This window comes from Bartonella sp. AA74HLJMH, from assembly GCF_042197045.1.
Lineage (GTDB): Bacteria > Pseudomonadota > Alphaproteobacteria > Rhizobiales > Rhizobiaceae > Bartonella.
In genome coordinates, this window is the sequence record NZ_JBHIRJ010000001.1 from 20,536 (window position 1) to 40,961 (window position 20,426).

At 39.8% G+C, this 20,426-nt stretch carries 16 protein-coding genes and 1 pseudogene; 13 read left to right on the forward strand and 4 right to left on the reverse strand.

The window, feature by feature from the left end:
- The first annotated feature begins 298 nt into the window (after window positions 1-298).
- The 9 genes and pseudogenes from ACFINH_RS00090 to ACFINH_RS00130 all read left to right on the forward strand — a co-directional run bounded on the left by ACFINH_RS00090 (window position 299) and on the right by ACFINH_RS00130 (window position 12,003).
- The gene (locus tag ACFINH_RS00090) at window positions 299-427 is read left to right on the forward strand and encodes a DUF2924 domain-containing protein (protein ID WP_375631508.1); all 129 of its coding nucleotides are present in this window, start codon (window positions 299-301) and stop codon (window positions 425-427) included.
- A 351-nt stretch (window positions 428-778) separates the two neighbouring features.
- On the forward strand, window positions 779-982 hold the full coding sequence (locus tag ACFINH_RS00095) for a hypothetical protein (RefSeq protein ID WP_375631510.1): 204 nt from the start codon (window positions 779-781) through the stop codon (window positions 980-982).
- Window positions 983-1,537: 555 nt separating this feature from the next.
- Window positions 1,538-3,454, forward strand: coding sequence for a site-specific DNA-methyltransferase (locus tag ACFINH_RS00100; protein WP_375631512.1), 1,917 nt, complete (start codon window positions 1,538-1,540; stop codon window positions 3,452-3,454).
- 28 nt (window positions 3,455-3,482) lie between these two features.
- Window positions 3,483-6,680 carry a DEAD/DEAH box helicase family protein gene (locus ACFINH_RS00105; RefSeq protein ID WP_375631514.1) on the forward strand — a complete coding sequence of 1,066 codons (3,198 nt, stop codon included), beginning with the start codon at window positions 3,483-3,485 and terminating at the stop codon, window positions 6,678-6,680.
- Between the two features lie 742 nt (window positions 6,681-7,422).
- Entirely contained in the window at window positions 7,423-7,590 is a 168-nt protein-coding gene (locus tag ACFINH_RS00110) for a hypothetical protein (protein WP_375631516.1), read from the forward strand.
- Between the two features lie 15 nt (window positions 7,591-7,605).
- Window positions 7,606-8,223 (forward strand): hypothetical protein, encoded by a 618-nt coding sequence (locus ACFINH_RS00115; protein WP_375631518.1) that lies wholly within the window; start codon window positions 7,606-7,608, stop codon window positions 8,221-8,223.
- A gap of 927 nt (window positions 8,224-9,150) precedes the next feature.
- Window positions 9,151-10,494, forward strand: coding sequence for an MATE family efflux transporter (locus tag ACFINH_RS00120; RefSeq protein WP_375631520.1), 1,344 nt, complete (start codon window positions 9,151-9,153; stop codon window positions 10,492-10,494).
- 342 nt (window positions 10,495-10,836) lie between these two features.
- Window positions 10,837-11,214 (forward strand): NADPH-dependent FMN reductase, encoded by a 378-nt coding sequence (locus ACFINH_RS00125; RefSeq protein WP_375631522.1) that lies wholly within the window; start codon window positions 10,837-10,839, stop codon window positions 11,212-11,214.
- Between the two features lie 423 nt (window positions 11,215-11,637).
- A pseudogene (locus ACFINH_RS00130) lies at window positions 11,638-12,003 on the forward strand (hypothetical protein).
- Window positions 12,004-12,780: 777 nt separating this feature from the next.
- Here ACFINH_RS00130 and ACFINH_RS00135 read toward each other — a convergent pair.
- From ACFINH_RS00135 to ACFINH_RS00150, 4 genes are all read right to left on the reverse strand, one after another.
- On the reverse strand, window positions 12,781-12,903 hold the full coding sequence (locus ACFINH_RS00135; protein WP_375631524.1) for a hypothetical protein: 123 nt from the start codon (window positions 12,901-12,903) through the stop codon (window positions 12,781-12,783).
- A gap of 95 nt (window positions 12,904-12,998) precedes the next feature.
- Entirely contained in the window at window positions 12,999-14,219 is a 1,221-nt protein-coding gene (locus ACFINH_RS00140; RefSeq protein WP_375631526.1) for an MFS transporter, read from the reverse strand.
- Between the two features lie 10 nt (window positions 14,220-14,229).
- Window positions 14,230-14,973 carry a hypothetical protein gene (locus ACFINH_RS00145; protein ID WP_375631528.1) on the reverse strand — a complete coding sequence of 248 codons (744 nt, stop codon included), beginning with the start codon at window positions 14,971-14,973 and terminating at the stop codon, window positions 14,230-14,232.
- A gap of 24 nt (window positions 14,974-14,997) precedes the next feature.
- Window positions 14,998-15,483 carry a radical SAM protein gene (locus tag ACFINH_RS00150; RefSeq protein ID WP_375631530.1) on the reverse strand — a complete coding sequence of 162 codons (486 nt, stop codon included), beginning with the start codon at window positions 15,481-15,483 and terminating at the stop codon, window positions 14,998-15,000.
- 647 nt (window positions 15,484-16,130) lie between these two features.
- On the opposite strand from ACFINH_RS00150, the gene ACFINH_RS00155 reads away from it, so the two are divergent.
- The 4 genes from ACFINH_RS00155 to ACFINH_RS00170 all read left to right on the forward strand — a co-directional run bounded on the left by ACFINH_RS00155 (window position 16,131) and on the right by ACFINH_RS00170 (window position 20,310).
- Window positions 16,131-16,718 (forward strand): hypothetical protein, encoded by a 588-nt coding sequence (locus ACFINH_RS00155; protein WP_375631795.1) that lies wholly within the window; start codon window positions 16,131-16,133, stop codon window positions 16,716-16,718.
- Window positions 16,719-16,894: 176 nt separating this feature from the next.
- Complete coding sequence (locus ACFINH_RS00160; RefSeq protein WP_375631797.1) at window positions 16,895-17,131, forward strand: class I SAM-dependent methyltransferase; 237 nt, start codon at window positions 16,895-16,897, stop codon at window positions 17,129-17,131.
- A 456-nt stretch (window positions 17,132-17,587) separates the two neighbouring features.
- Entirely contained in the window at window positions 17,588-19,015 is a 1,428-nt protein-coding gene (locus ACFINH_RS00165) for a glutamine synthetase family protein (RefSeq protein WP_375631532.1), read from the forward strand.
- Between the two features lie 11 nt (window positions 19,016-19,026).
- Window positions 19,027-20,310, forward strand: a complete 1,284-nt coding sequence (locus tag ACFINH_RS00170; protein WP_375631799.1) for an NAD(P)/FAD-dependent oxidoreductase — start codon at window positions 19,027-19,029, stop codon at window positions 20,308-20,310.
- Window positions 20,311-20,426: the final 116 nt, after the last annotated feature.

Genomic DNA, 20,426 nt, shown 5'->3' on the forward strand with positions numbered 1-20,426 from the left:
CGTTTTGGGTGCGCGGTAAACTTATAGCAGCAATAAGCTTAGGTTTATTGGTTCTAAGCGTGGAGGGAGTTGAGCTATCCAATGAAAAAGAATAAATTGCATTTTTGTCTAACTTTGTGAACACACACTATTTTCTGGACTAATCGAGGAAATAGAACATTCCTGTGTTGAGAGGATTAGACAATGAGTTGTAAACAATTAGAGCAAGAAATAGCCACTGTAAAGTATACGTTAATGTAGGAGCCCAAAGCCTTATGGCACACTTATTTCAGTGACGATTATTTAGGACAAACGCATCATGTGCTTGTGGTGTCAAAAGGCTATCAATGAGGGCAAGATTTACAAAAGCTTGAAAGCTATTGCTAAGCATATTACCGGCATCAATTGGAATGGCCATTTGTTTTTTGGCCTTGTAAGGCGGGGATGAGAGGATGACTGGGGACAAGAAAGGTGCTTAAACAAGCGATAAAACCAATACGCGGCGCTATATATAGACGTAAAACCGAAGAAGGTTTAAAGCAAGAGTTTAACTGACGGGACGACAAAAAGAAGCAGGGGAAAGCTTTGTTAAAACTTATTGTCATGAAGGTTGGCAATTAATACCAGCGTTGCTGATAATGTAAAAATTATGCCGCAATATATTTAAGGAGCGAGTGCAAGAGATTAATACATTCCTATGGCAGATTATAAAAGCATGGTTTGTACATGAGCCTAATTATATGATTGATAAGGCAATACAAATCACTCAGGGACAAAATGATAAGAGCTATATTTTATTATGAATCTGACACACAGTATAAAACCTATAAAGGCAAAGCGTTTTATGGCATGGGAAGGATTTTCAGTCTGCTGGTGGGCGTTTGAGGGTGTTTTTCACTCCGTAAAAGGTATTTTAGCAAATCTTGCTTGTGCCGACAAGGGAGAACTAGAAGTGGGTGCTGACATAATCCCTTGTGAAATGGTTTTTATTGCGTCGAAATAAATGATGAAGAAATTTATGTTTTCGTTGGCAGGATAGTACTTGTATGTGCTTGACCAAGCCACATGTGACGCAATTTTAAAATGACCCATGGTGGCATGTCGTCAAATTGACGATACAGTTCTTCGATTTGTAAGAAATATGACAAGGCTAAAAGATAGACATATTTTGGATGTGCTTGTGCCAATTGATAAGCTTATTGATAATATTTGTAAGTGCCATAATAGCACACAAGAAAAAATATAAAATCGCTGTCTTTAATTATGCCAAACAGCGGCTAATTTAGGGCGCGAAATTATTGCTTTTTCAGAGTAAATCAAAGAAAAGCAAAATGATCAAAATGTGGTAATGCGAATTGATCTAGCCGATTTGCGTAAGCAAAAAGACATAAAACAAGCACAAGAAACTTTAAAAAATAAAGAGAACAGCTTATACGACACTTTTCATGAAAGTAAATTTGCAGAGGATATAGAAATAAATAGGATAAAAGGAATTGCGACGTACAAAAGAAATATTCATAGACATATTTTATACTAAGCGTAACGGAGAAGCGCAAAGATGAGTATAATAGCGGGTGAAGATAAAATAGAGGGCATGAGTCAAAGCCCTATTAATCCAGACATAGAAAAGTTAAAAGCAGCCTTTCCGCAGTGTTTTGCTGAGGGAAAGCTGGATATAGATCAGCTTCTTAATCTATGCGGCGAATATATTGATAATGATTTTGAGAAGTTCAAATTTGAATGGAAGGGCAAAGGAGCAAGTTTAAAGCTTGCGCAAAAGCCTTCACTTGCGACATTGCGCCCGAAGCGCGAGGAGAGCGTAAACTTTGATAATACACATAATCTTTATATTAAGGGCGATAATCTTGAAGTGTTAAAACTTATCCAGCGGGCTTATTTTGGCCAAGTGAAGATGATCTATATCGACCCGCCCTATAATACGGGGAATGATTTTATCTATGATGATGATTTTAAAGACCCATTGGCGCGATATAAGGAAGTGACCAAGCAGACAACGAAGTCAAACCCTGAAACAATGGGGCGGTTTCATACGGCGTGGCTCAATATGATTTATCCGCGCTTGCGTTTGGCTCAGACCTTATTGCGTGACGATGGGGTGATATTTATCTCAATAGATGATCACGAGGCGCATAATTTGCGCAAAGTGTGCGACGAGGTTTTTGGCGAAGAGAATTTTGTTGCTCAATTAGTGTGGGAGAAGGTTCACACGCGCAAGAATTCAGCGAAATATTTTTCTGTCAGCCATGAATATATTATATGCTACGCAAAGTATAAGGAAAATTTTAAGAGGAATTTACTACCACGACAGGATAGCTCAGCGTATAAGAATCCAGATAATCACCCCAAGGGTCCTTGGAAAGCAGACCCTATTACTGCGCATAAGCCTTATGCTGCAGATTATACAGTTACCAAGCCGAATGGGGTGGTTCTGAAAAGGCCACAAGGCCGTTACTGGGCTTTTAGCGAAAAAGTTTTGAAAGAAAAAATTGCTAATGATGAGATCATATGGGGCGAAGGCGCATCCTATCCTATGATTAAAAGGTTTTTAAATGAGACTCAAGATGGGTTGGTTCCTACGACTTTTTTCGGCAAGGAGATCGATGCCAATTTTGATGAAGAATTTGCAGGAATTTTTAAACGAGAGTTTTCAGGTGATACCGCTTTTTCCAAACGTGAAATTGATCAATTAATGCATGTTCAAGGATTGTTTGAATATATTAAACCTACCAAACTCATAAAATTGCTCATGCAAATCGGCACGAACAAAGACGACATCATTCTCGATTTTTTTGCTGGCTCTAGTACAACAGCGCATGCAGTGATGGCTTTGAATGCCGAAGATGGTGGAAATCGCAAATTCATCATGGTGCAATTGCCTGAATTGTGTGATGAGAAAAGCGAAGCTTATAAGGCTGGTTATAAAACTATCTGCGATATAGGTAGTGAACGTATTCGCCGCGCTGGTGCACAAATCAAGCAAAAGCATGAAGCAGAATTCATAAGCGAGAAGCCTCTAGACACCGGATTTCGCGTGCTAGAGCTCGATAGTTCCAACTTTTCCATATGGGACGATAGCCCGATTGATCCGGATGCATTTGATGTTAAAGAACAATTGCAAATGCGTTTGGATCATATTTTGCGGGGGGTGAATCCCGAGCGCTCTCATCAAGATATTATCTTCGAGATCATACTTAAATATGGTTGGCCATTGGATTTAAAAATTTATCCTTTACCAATCAATGGCAAAAAATTCTATTATATAGGCGAGAACGAAGGCGATGTCTTAGTGATTATAGCCATAGATCCGCCCTTTGACCCCGAAGATGCGGAAGAGATGATAAAGTATTTGCCCGTAAAAATCGTAGCGCTTGATGCGGCCTTTAAAAGTGATGAGGCGCTTATTAATTGCGACTTTATCTTTAAAGACAATGAAGTAAGTTTTGATAAAATTTAAACTATAGAGAGACGATTGGGGCGGCGATATGAAACTTAAATTTAAACAACAAGAATTTCAAAATGATGCGGTTAAAAGCGTCATTGATTTATTTAAAGGCCAACCACGACGAGATTCTTCTATTTTCTTGTGTTCAGAACAAGGACAATTAGCGTTAAATGAATTTGGTTATGGTAATCAATTATTGATTAGTGATGAAAGCATATTAGCAAATTTACAAGAGGTGCAACAGAACAATAAACTCGTGGCGAGTGAGACGCTAGAGCAAAAGCAGTTTTCTATTGAGATGGAAACGGGAACAGGCAAAACTTATGTCTATAGCAAGACGATTTTTGAGTTAAATCAACGCTATGGCTTTACCAAATTTATTATCGTCGTACCAAGTGTTGCTATTCGCGAAGGGGTGTATAAATCACTTCAGGTAACAAGGGAGCATTTTCAAGCAGAGTTTGATAATCTGCCCTATCGTTATTTTATTTATAATTCAAAAGATCTTTCGCAAATTCGCCAATTTGCAAGCTCTACCAATATTGAAATTATGATTATCAATATTGATGCATTTAAAAAAGCAGAAAATATTATCAACCTTCCGCAAGATAGACTGAATGGCGAAAGTGCTATGCGCTATATCCAAGATACAAATCCGATTGTGATCATAGATGAACCGCAATCGGTGGATAATACAGCAAAAGCGAAGGAGGCTATTGCGAGCCTTAATCCACTTTGTGTTTTCCGCTATAGTGCCACGCATAAAGATGAGATTAATCTTTTATATCGTTTAACACCTGTTGATGCTTATAAAAAAGGACTGGTAAAGCAAATTTGTGTCTCTTCTAATCAGATAGAGCAAAATTTTAACCGTCCCTATATTGCCTTGAAATCCGTATCACACAAACATGGCTTTAAGGCGCGCTTAGAGTTGGATATTGCGGGAAAGAATGGCATTGTGAGCCGCAAAACAGTTACAGTGAGACAAGGCGATGATCTGTATCGCGTTACGGGCGGGCGTGAGCTTTATAGGGGGTATATTGTTTCGGGTATCAATTGCATGGCGGGGGATGAAGCCGTTGAGTTTTCTGATACTGAAATTGTCAAATTTGGCCACGCCCTTGGTGATGTGAGTACAATAGAGCTTAAACGCGCGCAAATTTATCGCACTATAGAAACACATTTAGATAAAGAATTGCGGCTTGCGCCTTTAGGGATTAAAGTTTTATCACTTTTTTTTATTGATGAGGTGGCTAAATATCGTAGCTCTGATGAAGAGCCAGCACTTTATGAGCGTATGTTTGAAGAATGTTACGAAGAGCTGTTGGCGAAAAAGAAATATGCCTCCTTGCGAACTAAGTTTGCGCAAAATGTTCGAAACGTGCACGGCGGTTATTTCTCGCAAGACAAAAAAGGCGTCTATAAGGATACAAAGGGCGACAGCCAAGCTGATGATGACACTTATAACACGATTATGCGTGATAAGGAGTGGTTATTATCTTTTGCATGCCCCTTGCGTTTTATCTTTTCGCATTCGGCCTTGAGAGAAGGCTGGGATAATCCGAATGTGTTTCAAGTGTGTATGTTGATTGAGCAAAAATCGAATTTTACCGCACGGCAAAAGATTGGTCGCGGTTTGCGCTTGTGCGTAAACCAGCACGGTGAACAGGTAGAAGATAAAGATATAAATGTGCTGCATGTTATGGTGAATGAAAGCTTTGCTGAGTTTGTGAGTACATTGCAAAAAGAATTAGAGGCGGATATTGGTTATAAACTTGGTACATTGCAGATGGAGCATTTGGTTGGCCGTATTTATGAAGATGTAAAATATGTGGCCGCTAAAGTGGAAGTATCGCAAGCACAAAAAATTGTTAAAATACTTGTTGCAAAAGATTTTATTGATGAGGCGGGTGTCGTTAAAGTAGATCAAGATTTAGTGGCGAGCGAATTTGAGGCTATAGGGGCGGAGGAAATGCCACGCGAATTGCGTCAAGAAATTGTGAAAAAAACTGATGCGGGCGCGCTTATTAATGTTGAGACGCTGCAAGATCTGATTTATATGACAGCTGTGACGGAAACAAAAATTCTGTCTTCGCAAGAGGCTGCTGATATATTGGTTGAGTTGCGTGAAAAAGCCTTGCTTACATCAGCAGGAAAAATTACAGATACATTAAAAGCGCAATGGGCGACTGGGACGTTAGATTTAAGTGAACGTTTTAGTAAAGGGCAGAAGCAGGCTGTGCTGCAGGCGCTAGAAGCGAGCCAAGCCATGCCGATTATTCGTAATGCTACGCGCGAGGTGCGGGTTAAGCTTAAAAAGCAAACAGTGGCTTCACCAGAGTTTTTGACCTTGTGGGAGAAGATCAATAAAAAGACCACTTATCGTGCAAAGCTTGATCGCACAGAGTTTGTTGCCAAAGCAGTGGATGCAGTGGAAAAAATGGCGCCAGTTGCGCCTGCGCATTTGGTTTATCAGACAGCAGAGATAGAACTGGATAGTGCTGGTGTGACCTATGAAGAGCAGTTATTAAAGCAGAGTGCGCTTGATTATAGTTTTTGTGCACTGCCGAACATTGTACATTATTTGACCTTAAAGCTGAAATTAACCACAAAGACAATTATTGGTATTTTGACCAAGAGTGGACGTGAGCATGAGTTTGTAAAAAATCCACAAGCTTTTTTAGAGCGCATAGAAGAAATACTCAATAAAACCCATGTTAATCTTACAATTGATGGCATTAAATATTTAAAGCTGGTCGGGCAAGAATATAGTGTGCAAGAGCTTTTTACCAGTGAAGAGCTTGTGGCAAATTTAGAGCGTACAGCTGTTGTGAGTGAGAAGAGTGTGTATGATCATGTGGTTTATGAAAGCAGTGTGGAGAAAGAGTTTGCACAAAGTCTTGAAAATGATCCTGAAGTCAGATTGTTTTTTAAACTACCAAGAAGTTTTAAAATAGCCACTCCCATTGGTTCTTATACGCCTGATTGGGCAGTTTTTTTAGAGCGAGATGGCGAACAAAAGCTTTACTTTGTGCTGGAGACAAAAGGGGCAAACAGCGAGTTTGATTTGCGACTTAAAGAAATACTGAAGATTAAATGCGGCAAAGCGCATTTTGCTGCACTGCAAACGAGCGTTGCGTTTAACGACCAGCCGGTGATAAATTGGCGTGAATATAAGCGTACTTTGCCCGAAGGGGCGCATGAGTTTCCAAGTGCTGCGGTGGTTGTTACAGAATGATTGGAGCATGAAATACTTAAGGGGGAGGGGAGAAAAGCTTTTTATATCAAAATAATAAATTGATAAAAGGTAGTTATAATGTACACTTCATGTTGAATTTAATTGTTTTCATTTAATACAGGAGGTAAAGTTATGAAAACTAAAGATATGTATAAACCACTGAAAAAAAATTAAACAGGTTGATGTTGCTGCGCTCAAAGCCCGAGCAAGTGAGCAGAAAATGGCTGCTTGAGGCGCTTCTATGAATTGAAGTTTTAAAATATACAAAGCTGGCGGCAAAAAAAGCTGCCAGCTTTATAGCTTTTGGATATATTAATGACGATAGATTATGAAGTTAAAAAGTTGCTCTATGGCTGTGGGGCAATGAGCGGGGTTCGGCTGATTACAGGTTCCTTCCATGCTTTTTTTTCTTGTCTATGGGCGTTAGTATAGCACAGTATCCTTATTACAAATTGTATTTAGCGCGGCTATTTGTATTTTTGAAGTGCCTTGTGGGATTTTAGGAGATAAAATTGGCGTTAAAAAAAATGTTATCTTATCATGTTTCTTTTTTTCGCTCTTCTTCTTTTTATGTATTTACGCGCCTAATCTTTCTGTCTTAATTCCGGCAGAAATTATATATGCTTTAGGCTTTGCTTTATGCTTTGGCGCTGATAGTACATGGATTAAAGGCTTAATCGACGGCGGTGGATACAAGGGTAGTTTGATCTACCACCAAGTAAACGTCTATAAGCGGGAACTGATGGCATTCATGAATATGGTTGCTGGTGCGCTAGGTGTTCTTATTGTTTTGTGTATGGATAATTATCAGTCGGCATATTATTTTTGTTCTTTCGGGTTTCTCGTGCTTGTATTCTTGTTTAGTCGGGTGACGGGGATAGGTATTGCATCCGCTTCGGATAGTCAGTAAATAGACTCGGGTTCTTTGTTGCATGCAACAGAAGCTTTTACTTATTTAGTTACCTCAAAAATCGGGTTATATTACATATTGATATGTGGTTTTATTGTTGCTGCATTGCAGCCAATATTTCATTTTTGGCAACCTTTTATTTTGGGACAGACAGGAGTATTAGACAATGCAACAGGAAAGACTAAAATTCTTATTCTTGGCCTGTGCTTTGTGTCTTATACTCTCGTAAAATACTTATTTAATCGCTTTGTAATTAAATATCTTATGCAAAAATATGCTCCTATGGCGATAACTTTGTGCTCACTCGTCCTAAGTGCTGTTGTTATGCTTGCTCTGCTTCTCGTTGCAAACAGTTGGGCTCCTATTATTTTATTCACCGTATTTCATAGTTTTTTTTCTGTTCCTATGACGCAGTTTGAAGCAGAGCTTTTTAAACATATTCAACAAAAGAATGCAAATACGGTTTTATCCATTGTTAGTTTTCTTGCGCGTATTTTTGGTATTTTAGCGCTTGTGCTGATTGGTTGGTTGGCAAATAATGTTTGTATAGAAGCAGCTTTTTGTTTTGCCTTGGTTTGTATATGTTCAATTACCCGCTTAATTTGGCCTGGCTTTATACTGATAAAAAGTTAATAAAAAACGAAGAGGTCTGAGAGTGAAGATACAGTTGAATAGGGACTTGCCTATGACTTACATAAAGACACAGGAAAAAATAGTGTGTGGGTCATCTTATATGGATTGAGTCGAAATTAATAGCTGTCCATCGTTTTTAGTAGAGATGCTTACCGATTTGAATGCGCCAAATGATTGTGCGGCTATTAGCCAGAAATATCGCGAACGAGCATATCAAGAGGATATGATATTGATGTGTTGTTAAATGAATACTTCAGATTGGATTCGGAGGTGGACAAAATTATTATTTTTGGAGAGGGCAATTATTCATATGAAGTCTCTATAGTTTTGTGATGTGGACATGGTGCGTATAGTTATAGAATGCTCTCCTAGTGAGTGCTAGATGGTGCTTTTGCGTCCGTAAAATATTGTGCGTTGGTTGTTGAACTAAAGTTTCATAATTTTAGATCGTAGAGCGGTGGGGCATCGAGGTGTCTTATGTATCATAAACGCTCTTTTTTAATTGGTGTATAGGCACAATGGATTGTAAAAATGCTAATGCCTGTGTTTTTTGACAACTTGGTCGGCTTTGTTTTTTTACGTATGTAAGTAGCGAGTAAGCAAAGGTTAGCACAGGTATATTACTTGCAGTACCAAAAAGTTTGATTAAAAATACTAAAAATGGATATATAAGACGAACAAACGGCTCGCTGAGGATCTTTTATCAATGACTGTAGTTGCTTGGGGGCATAATATTGTACAAAAAACCAATAAAGGGGCATTGCGCTTCTTTTTTAAGAACTGGGCATCTCCTCTTATCTTAATGCGTTCTCATTATGCATCCTTTACACAAGACTTGTGATGGAAAGACTTTACGGAAAAAATCAATGTGTTTTGTTTAAAAGATCCGAGCTTAATATGCCCTTCAATATGGAAGGGTATTTCACAATGTTTGTTGTGATGAAGCAATTGCTCTCTCTTGGCATGCCACTGGCTGTTGGGTTTATCTCTCAGATGATGATTTCCTTCACAGATGCAGCGCTTGTAGCGCATTTAGGCGTGCAAGCCTTGAGTGGTACAATGTTAGCTCTGAGTATATTTAGTTTTGTTATGTTGTTTGGGCTAGGTATTATTACCGCGGTTGCACCAAAACTTGCGGAAAGTTTTCGTAGACAAGATAGATATGCATTAAAGGCATGGTTTGATCAAGGAATATGGCTTTCCCTTGTGATTGGAATGATGAGTGCGATCATTTTACTCAACACGAGAAATATTTTGTGTTTTCTCGGCCAAGATGGGACAATTGCCAATATAGCGCAGGAATATAATAGTGGTGCTGCTATAGGGGTGGTGTTTTTTTATCTTTATGTGAATAGCCGGGGATTACTGTCAGCAATTGGTAATCCAAAGCCGTTAACCTGGGTTATGCTTGCGGCTATCCTTGTGAATTTTCTTATCTCTTGGCCGCTTATTTTTGGTATAGCTTCTGTAAGCGGATTAGGTGTCTTTGGTGCAGGAATTGCGAGCAGTTTGATCCGTATTTTAATTGTTATTGCAGCAGCAATAATTTTGTCCCGCAATTCTGCTTTTCATTCTTTTCGCTTTAATTATTTGAGACCAAAGTTAGAGATTTCACGAATAATAAAATTGCTGCGAGTAGGGCTACCCATTGGTGTACGTATTCTTATTGCGGAGGGCTTTCCTTCGTTCATTGCATTCATGATTACGGTTTATGGGGTCGAATCTTTGGCCGCGCATACGATAGGGATGCGTCTCGATATGCTTATTTCTGTGGTGGCTTTGGGGATTTCCAGCGCAGCCGCGACAATAGCAGCGTGGTATAGAGCAGATAGGAATAATATGGCTCTAAAACAATTGCGTATGAGTGTCACAGTTTTTGCTGTAGCTTATGTCTTGTTTTTATCAGGGATTGTTTATCTCTCTTATGGATTCATCCTTACAACCATCTTTAATATTTCTTCAGAACGCGTTGTTGTTTTCTCTTGGAAGTTGCTTCCGTTCATTTTATTGTCTTTTGCTTTTGGCACTTTAGGAGCTATGCTCAATGGCATACTTGTGGGCTTGCTTGATACGTTTTGGTCAACAATTGTTGTAGCAATAAGTTATTGGGGGTTAGGCCTATTTGGGGGAGCGCTAATGGCGCATTTTTTTGAATATGACTTTATTGGCTATTGGCTTGGCATGATTGGTGCAAGCTTAATCGTTTCTCTCTTTAATTATATGCGCGTGGGTTATTTAATAAAATGCAATCCTATGTTTGGGGCAGAGTGAGTGTTATAAAAGCGCTTGTAAAGCACTAGCTGTGAAGGCTTAGCTACTCACCATCCATAGAGGCTGTTTTACTTCTATGGAGATAACAATATAGGTTACAAAACTTGCTTAATATTGAAAAGAAGTGTCTTTGATTGTAGCCTCAATATTATTTGTTGAGTTTTTAAAATAATATGGGTTTAGTAAAATCATTCGGCTACAATTTAAGAGTAAGTTCGGTAGATTGGAAGAGTTTAATACCTTAAAAAATGACGAGAAAAAACGTGCTTATATTCATACGCCGTTGAGGAGTCATTTAAAAAAGTTATTGTTTTTATAAGTTATTACCATTGCGATGCTAAAGTGTATACATTTGTCAAAACAATCGCAGACGCTGACGATGTTATTCTTGCAGGCCCTGTTTATCACAGGTCTTATTCAGAGACTTTGAAGAACGCTTTTGATAATTTAGATTGTGATGCTTTTTTGGATAAAGCTGTTGGTCTTCTCTCTCATGGCAGTACAGCAAAAAATGCGCTACTGTCATGTGAATATTTGGTACCAGTTGCGCATACGCTTTATGGACAAGCTCTGCAATATCAAGTTGCTTCGGCTAAAGATGATTTTGCGTTTGAGAATGAAAACCGTACACGGAGACTTAGCAGCGTAAATGTACGGGCTTGCTGCGCACATCTTGCTGATAAAATGTACAATAAGGGTGGAGGATATGATCAAAAATGATAAGAAATACCGTTAGTTAGTCGTTGGTGGTACAGGAATATTGGCGCCCTTTGCCGGTCATAAGGGCTGAACAACGTAATTATCGCAGCGCGTTTTCGTTCTCATCAATCCAAAATTGAGCTATTTCAGACAAGGGCTAAATGTATATTTTGGAGATTATTATAAGCCATAGGTACAATTTTTAAAAGGGGGACCCCTATGGACGGGCTTGAAATATTGCATATTATGGAGGGCATTCGCCTGCACATGCATTTTCGTGTAGGTTGAGATTGAGCGGTTGGCCTTCTTACCGAAGCCTCTGCGTATTGTTCATGTTTTTGGTTCTAATGCAGAGGATAAAATAATCTCTGGATGTGCGCATCACAATAAGATTGATTCTACATCTGTAAAATTAGGTCGGAAAAGGCGATCATAGGGCCGACGGTGGTCAATGAGAAAAGTGTTTATGATCATGAGATTTGTGAGAGCCGTATTGAGAAAGAGTTTGCGCAAAATCTCGATAATGACTCTGATGTAAGATTGTTTTTTAAACTGCCAAGAAGTTTTAAAATAGCCACTCCCATTGGTTCTTATACGCCTGATTGGGTAGTTTTTTTAGAGTGAGATGGCGCGCAAAAGCTTTATTTTGTACTGGAAACAAAAGGAACGAATAGCGAGTTTGATTTGCGCCTTAAAGAAATGCTGAAGATTAAATGCGGCAAGGCGCATTTTACCGCTCTTGAGACTGGTGTGGTGTTTAACGAGGCACCGGTGATGAGTTGGCGCGATTCTAAGCGGGGATGGTGGTAGAGAGAGTGGGGGCTGTGGTAAGAGTGGGCGGCACGAATGACGCTGTCTTTAGTTGCGTACCGCCAAGCTAATTTTGTGCTTTGCGAAATTCGCTAAGGCTTTTGGACGTACCGCGTTTACCGCGTAATCAAATCTTATGAATATCATGCAGAAGGCACGCAGAAATGGGTGATTGCGTGTCTAGCTTCCCAATGCCGTAATTAGGTACAGCTACATAATGAGATAGCTCTTCAATATCATCAGTTGCACTGATACTTTTTCTTTATTTTCAAACAATAATAGGTCAGATGGTAACGATTATGTCCTTTCTATCTAAGAAAAGAGTAGCACCGCTTGCGTATATGTACGAGTAAAAGTCAATCAACATTGGTCTGAGGTAACAACCGTCAATTATTTCTAATACACCTAAGGATTTCATAGCTTGCTCTAACGGTTTATATAAAGCCGCCCTTTTAAAAGGTGGATTGGGTGGAAAATTTATTGGGATATAGGCTTTATGAATCTCTCGAACTAAGCTTTCTACTATGCAGGCCCTAAGGCGTGATTGCATATATGGTCGCATCTGTTGCTGCGTTGTGTAGGCAAAGATCCTAAACTAGGAAAGGAGGGCTGCTCTTTTGATTACAAAGGAAGAATACGGCGCGTAAGTGCAACAAAATGTATTTTGAGGAGCGGTAAAGGGGTGAGGCATTTGATGTCCAGCGGGTGACGGATTAACTGGAGTATAAGTGGGCATTGCTAGCGCGGAGTTTTTAGTTAAGAATTGCGCTCTGTGCGCTATAAGCTCTCTGCATCCTTCATATAGGCGTTGAGATCATCGCCCAATGCAACGTAAAGGGGCTGTTTTGTCTTTAGCGCTTGTTTGGCTGCTTCTATAGTGCCGCTGGCTCTATCAGCCACTATGGTGATAATTTCCTCGTCCAAAGAACAGATCAATCGATTGCGTAATAGGGTATGTGTGCCTTTTTGACCGTGTCTTTTTTTTAAAGCAGCTGTTACCTCGTGGAAGGATTGGGTGTGTCTATATGATCAGCCTGCCAAAGAAAAGGAAGCGTTATTGCGATAGCCACCAATAGTAGTCCAGCGATAAAGGTGGCAGCAAACTGCAATGATATAAAAGAACCAAGGACGCCGACCAAAAAGCTTCCGACCGGCGTTCCAGCATAGCCTATCACTCGAAAAGCAGAATTAGCTCGCCCGAGAAGTTGCTTTGGTGTGAGGCGCTGCCTGAAGGCGGTAACACCAATAAACCATAAGCTTGCTCCAACGCCAGCGATAAAGGTGACGCCCCATACGACGACAGCACTTTTTGAAAAGGCTGGAATCAACAGCAAGACAACCGTTCCTAAACCGTCAGTGAGAACAGCTAGGCGCACCGGTGCATAGCGTATACGCGGCGCAAATAGGGCACCTGCCATTGTACCAAGCGCGTAGGCTGCAAACATCACGCCATATTGGCTGCTATGTAGGCCCAGATACCGACCGTCGGTAACGAAGAAGATGAACGAGGTTAGGAATGCTCCAAATACCACCGATAGAAAGAATGTGAGTAATGTAAGGGAGGTAAGATGCCGATTTGAAAAAATGAAACGAAAGCCGGCAATGATATAACGGAAAGTGATGTTTTCTTTATCAGGTGTTGGCGATGTCGGAACAGCACGGCGAGCGGTAAAAATCAATGTGATAAAAAGCACGATTAACAGGCCAAGAAATAGCAGTGTGCTATGCCCTAAAATGCTGCTTGTTATGACAGGGGCAAGAAAATAGGAGACCCCGAAATCTAAAAACAAGACAATTGAGTAGAAGGTCATCAATCGCTCTCCCTCCATGATAAGTGGTGGAATCGTCATTATATAAGCTTCGGCAGAAACGACGATGAATCCAGCAATGGTTGCATAGAAGAAAATTTGTTCGGCTGGAGCAATCTGTATCATGAGCAGTACGAACAGGACAATATGCAGTAGCATGAAGATGAGGAGAGCCGAGGTGGCAAGTTTTATTTTGTCGCAGCGATCAAGTAAAGCGCCTGCAAGGATGCCGAAAATTGGCCACGCTAATGAAAAGAGACCTTGCGCCCAACTTACTCCGATTATGCCATATCCAGATTGTCTTGCTAATAGCGGGATGGCAGTGCGCAAAGCACCGCTGAGTAAGGCGAGCAGACTAACGGTTAGGCAAAAATAGCGTATGTTCTTGTTGGCAAAAAGCGTGAACATTCTGTTCTCCTTAAGATGCCACACAGGTTTCCGCTGTTCCATCAAGTACGGCGGTTGTATTCAGCATGTTTGCGACATAGTCGTCCAAAATATTCCTGTCTTCCTGAGGTAGAAGAAAATACATAAGGTTGGAATACCATTGCCAACCACGCTGGGTTAGCTGGAGATTGTTATCACTTTCTGCGATGAGACCTGCACCTATGAGCTGTTGTAGGTTATTGCATACGAAAGAGGGAAGTGCAGTCCAGTCAATTCTTTCTTTTTGGGCATAGCCGTTATAAGGTAGCCGCATACACAAAGCTTTGGAGGCTTGTTGCTCCGCTGATACCCAATTGTAGTATACTTTGGATTTTCCTTTAAGTTGTATGTCGGTAATGTATCCGCTTCGACTGGGATTGGCTCGTGTGACGAGTGAGCTGGGAATCGACAGTGCTGACGCCCCAAAGCCAACGACATAATCGTCATGATAACCATGCAAATATTTGTGATAGCGGAAATAATTAGCTGAACTCGTTTTAGCGAGCGTTAGAGGAGTGTTATTGGCAATTTTGATATAGGAATGCCCATTACACGGCGCATAGCCGCAGCTGCGCATAACGATATCGCTAAATAATCGAAGCATCTGTCGATGCTGTAGGCTGGATGGCTTTAGCCCTTTTTGTGCGTAAGACTTATGCAGTTGCGACGTGATAGCCAGATTGTTAATTGCATAGAGGTTGATGGTTTCAGGATGAAGCTCGCTGACTTGCTTCAAATCGTATAATAGTTCTTCGGCTTGCTAGCTGTGCATGCCATATAGTAGGTCGAAACCGACATGTCCAATTATCTCTTGTGACAAAGCCACGGTATTGTTGATTTGTTCACGTGTTGAGGTGAGGTTAAACAATGATCGGAAACGCTCAATGAAACTCTGTACACCGAAGTTTATTCGGTTAACGCCGATCTCACGGGCAGCATAAAGTTTATCACGTGTGACGCTCTTCGGTTCGCTTTCCAGTGTAAATTCGGTTAAGGAAGAGAGCTCAAATTCGGCATGCAATACTTTTCCGATGTGTCGGATATTATCTGCCGACAAAAGCGATGGTGTGCTGCCCCCTATATAGATGCTGCGGATGGGCCCTCTAAGCGAGCGAATGAAATTTCCTTTGGTTCTGATCTCTGTGGTAAGCGCTGACATATAAGATTCGATTTGTTTAACGTGCTTGTAGTCCCCTTTCTGAAAGGGACAAAAGGAACAGATGATTTCACAAAAGGGAATATGCAAATAATAGAGAAATAGTATGCGCTTGTGGAATCTGCTTACTGTGCGCTAGTTTATTAAAGTCTAGGTAATCGTAAAATTCATTTGAAATAGTGCGAAATAACGGATATGTGAAGTTGTAAATCAGCTTGAGTTGATCGAATTTCACAAAAGGATGATCCACGAGTTGCATAGCTTATCTCCCCCAATTTCTTAACGCGCACTATATTATTGACGGGCGACTGGTGATCCAATTATCCGAGTGTATTACCAAAGATTTTCACGGAACATAATGAATCCTCCTTTTGTAGAAGTTATATGTATTATACATATAACTCATTATATGAACAGATGAGCTTGTTTAAGAGGCAATGGAAAGATAAAAAAATGTCTATTTATAAAAAAACTTTCTCTTGCAGTCTTATGGTATGATATTGTAATTGGTATCCTGTTTTACGTGGTCGGGCTATGGATGCCTAGGGCGAGAAAAAGCAGGGTATTTTAATGGACGTGCGGGGCATCATTGTTATGTTGCTGGGACTTGGAATTTGCGTCTGGTTATGAGATATCATTAGCGCAAAAAGATGGTTTTAAAGGTAGAGATACATTTTTTAATATCCCTGTAAAACTTCGAGAAGAGATAGAGTTATCCTATTAGAAAACATATAAATATCCAGTGTGATAATATTATCGAATTACATGACATCATCACTCTTGCACGCCATTTTGATATACTACCTAAAATCTCATTGAGATTGTGCCATGTACTGGCAAACAGGGATAGATCGTGTTTTGGTATGACTGCGGCGAAGTTACGTGCCGCATTATCTTTGCTAGAATCCAATAGGATTAGGCTTAATGGGGTGCCTTTGCATGTGGGCTCTAATTTGAATTCGACTGAGTTAATAGTATCCACCTTAACTAAGGCTGGAAAGGATATTTACGCATTGAAGGATCAAAAAAGTTTTATCAGTCTAGGCGGGGGATATTCGACTTCCACAGCGTTCTGCGATGCCGTGACGATCAATGACGAATACCCTCGTAAAATTTATGAGGCATTGTCACAATTGGGTTGTGATTTACATAAGCTTACGGTAATTATTGAATCTAGGCGTATTATATCTGAAGATTATGGTTATTTATTTTCAAATATTAGCTCTATAAAAGAGCAGAATGGTACGAACTTAATTATAATCTGGGCTCTGGGGATGTGTACTCAATCTGCACAGTATCACGAGATCATAAGTCAAAGTATGTGAAAGAAACTGATACAAAATAGATTTTACGATGGTGGAAGACCGACGATAAAGGACGTTAGTTCAAAGGAAATTGATATTATTGTGTTCTCATATCCTGATTTTTTGGCTTTTTAGATATAAATAACACATCTCCTAGTGGGCTGGAGACTATCAGATGTTGGATCCCGCATGGCGCAATTAGCAAAAATTCCTATCTATTAGATTTGGTATGCTCTACTGGATTCTCAGCTCTAAATATTGTGTGCGAAGTGCAATGTCAAGCGGTGGGAATTGATATAAGTGCAGAGTCTGTACCATCCGCTCAGAACAAGGTTGATAGCTCTGTTATGCAGACGATGGTTAAGTTTCATGTCGGAAATGCTGAGCGTATGACTTATCCTGAAAATACATTTACGCATATTACGGCGGGGTGAGTATTTGTAAGCACAGCTGTAAAGGCTACTCACCATCCTAGGGTGTTTACTTCTATGTGGATAACAATAGAGTTACAAAACTTGCTTCATATTAAAAGAAAAGTTTCTTTTCTTTTAATATGAAGCATTGCTACAACCAAAAGGAAATTAAATATCTCGCCTTTATTATTCTCGTCAATGTTTGCTTATATATGATTATTTGAATCGGAATTAGGTTACGTACAATATGGTATTTCTCGCTGTTTTATATAAGGAGAAGGTTCGCACCGATGTATCGCGTGAAATATCAATTTTTTCACTATGGTGATAGGATAACTTGTTGAGCGTAAAGTTCTTTTACCTTGATGGATCTTATAGTATTATTCAAAATATCAGTTGATAAATTTTTTTCGTGTCGTTTATGCATGGGCTGATACAATAAGAATAGGACTTGATTGTTTTTAAAGTTGGTATGTTATGGATGTAAAAAATGGTAAACAAACGAAAAGTAAGAATTTTAAACCTGTTTCTCGTTTTCTCAAAAGTTTACGTGGTGTGCACAATTGGGAACAAGTGTCACAATGGCTTGCTTTCCGTAAGGTAGAGGATATTGAATGTATTACGCCTGATCAAGCAGGGGTCCCACGGGGCAAGATGATGCTTTCTAAAAAATTTACATCGGAAACATCATTGGCATTGCCTTCAGCAGTTTTTATGGCAACAATTTCAGGGGATTATCCGGAAGATGGTCATGGTTTTGAATATCCTAAAGCAGATGGTGATTTACGCCTTGAGCCTGATCTTTCTACGTTAAGCATTGTTCCATGGGAAGATGCTCCTACGGCACAGGTGATTTGTGATCTTGTGTATCAAAATGGTCAGGTTGTGGATTACACACCACGCAATGTTTTACGAACAGTGGTTCATTTTTACACAAAAATGGGTTTAAGCCCTGTTGTTGCACCAGAAATTGAGTTTTATTTGGTACAAAAAAATCCCGATCCTGATTATCCGTTAGTTCCACCGGTTGGTCGTTCTGGGCGTTCAATTGGTGGTGGACAGGGGTACTCCATTGCTGGTGTTAATGAATTTGATGATTTGATTGATGATATTTATCAATTTTCAGAGGCACAAGGACTGGAAATTGATACCCTCATTCATGAAGAAGGAGCAGGTCAGTTTGAAATTAATTTACGTCATGGTGATCCTATTGAGTTAGCGGATCAAGTTTTTATGTTTAAACGAACAATTCGTGAAGCAGCACTAAAACATAATATGTATGCAACTTTTATGGCAAAACCCATTCAAGGGCAGCCGGGTTCTGCTATGCATATTCACCAATCGGTTGTTGATAAGAAAACCGGTATGAATATTTTTACACAGGAAAATGGTGAAGAAAGTATCTGTTTTCGCCATTTTATTGGTGGATTGCAAAAACATATGCCAGGGGTACTTGTGATGCTTGCACCTTATGTGAATTCTTATCGACGTCTTGTCCCTGATAATTCGGCTCCTGTTAATTTGCGATGGGGATATGATAATCGTACTACAGCTTTTCGAGTTCCCCGTTCTGCTCCTCAAGCGCGGCGTGTTGAGAATAGACTTCCTTCATCAGATGCGAATCCTTATTTAGCCCTTGCAGCTTCTTTAGCGTGTGGTCTTATTGGTTTGCAACAAAAAATTGAGCCGGATGAGCCAGCGATAAATAATGTAAACGCTGATAATATTGAGTTACCGCGTGGGCTCATTGAGGCAGTCAATTTGTTTGAACAAGATACAGTGATACGTGCTATTTTAGGGGATGTGTTTGTCAGTACTTATGCTGCAATCAAACGACAAGAGTTTGAAACTTTTATGGAAGTAATCAGTCCGTGGGAGCGTGAATATCTCCTGCTGAATGTTTAAATTTTATGACGATGATTGATTATAATTCAATTTCTCCAGGAATTTCTTGGTATGAAGATGCTTTAAGAGAACGTCCATCGTATCCTTCTTTTTGTGAAAACAGACAGTGTGATGTGGTCATTATTGGAGGCGGATTTACGGGTCTTTCGGCTGCTTATCATTTAGCCAAAGCTGGAGTAGATGTTGTTTTATTTGAAGCATCACGTTTTGGTGATGGTGCTTCAGGGCGCAATGGTGGACAGCTGGGAACAGGGCAACGGCAATGGGTAGAAACATTAGAAAAAAAGTATGGTTTTGAGCGGAGTAAGGCTCTGTTTGATTTGGCAGAAGAAGCTAAAAGAGATATTTTAGCTTTATGCGCAATGCCTAATTGTCCGTGTGATTTGATAGGAGGACAGCTTTCTGTAACTCATAAAAGGCGTGAGCTTCTCTCTTATCAACGGCATATTGAGGCGATGCAGCGTTATGGCTATCACGCGCTTACTTTTATGGATAAGGCTGAAACATTTGAGCGACTTGGATCAACTTTTTATTGTGGTGGTATTTATGATGCGGATACCGGTCATATAAATCCCTTAAAATTGATTATTGGGTTGGCAAAAAGAGCACAAGATGCTGGTGCTAAGCTTTATGAGAAGTCACAAGTAACGACCGTAAGGCGCAAGGGAGCACATTGGAAAGTAATAACAGAAAAAGGTAGTGTAACAGCAGAGCATGTTTTACTTGCAACAAATGGGTATAAACTTGGTCTGGAGCGTTTTATTGAAAAAAATATTGTTTCTATTCGCTCTTATATTGGAGCAACGGACCCATTACCAAAGCATAGTTCAATTCTTATAGGGGGGGAATCGGTTGATGATTCCCGTTTTATGGTTCGCTATTTTCGCAAAAGCATTGATAATCGTCTCTTATTTGGTGGTGTAGAAAGTTATGATAATAAGCATCCTCTAAATTTAGATGAACGTATAAAACGGCAAATTGTTGAAATTTATCCTCAATTACATTCTATCAATTTAAGCCATCGGTGGGGAGCAACGGTTGCCATCACAGTTGAACGCATGCCCTATGTTCGCCAACTTTTCTCAAGGATAACTTATTGTGGTGGTTATTCAGGGCATGGCGTTATGCTGGCTCCTTTCGTGGGAAAATTATACGCAGAATGGTTAACTGGAAAATATGAACGTTTTTCCTATTTCCAAGACTTAAAGATTTCATCTTTTCCGGGAGGACGCGTTTTGCGTTATCCGCTTATATTTTTAGCAATGCGTTGGTTTTCTTTATTGGATCGCCTTTAATGTAAACATTGCTTGAAATGAAGAAAATTAATGGCTTATTTAGTATCTGTCTGCTTTAATGATGAAAGCTTTTATAAGTGATATGGGATTTCATAATCGAATAGAAAAATAAACAA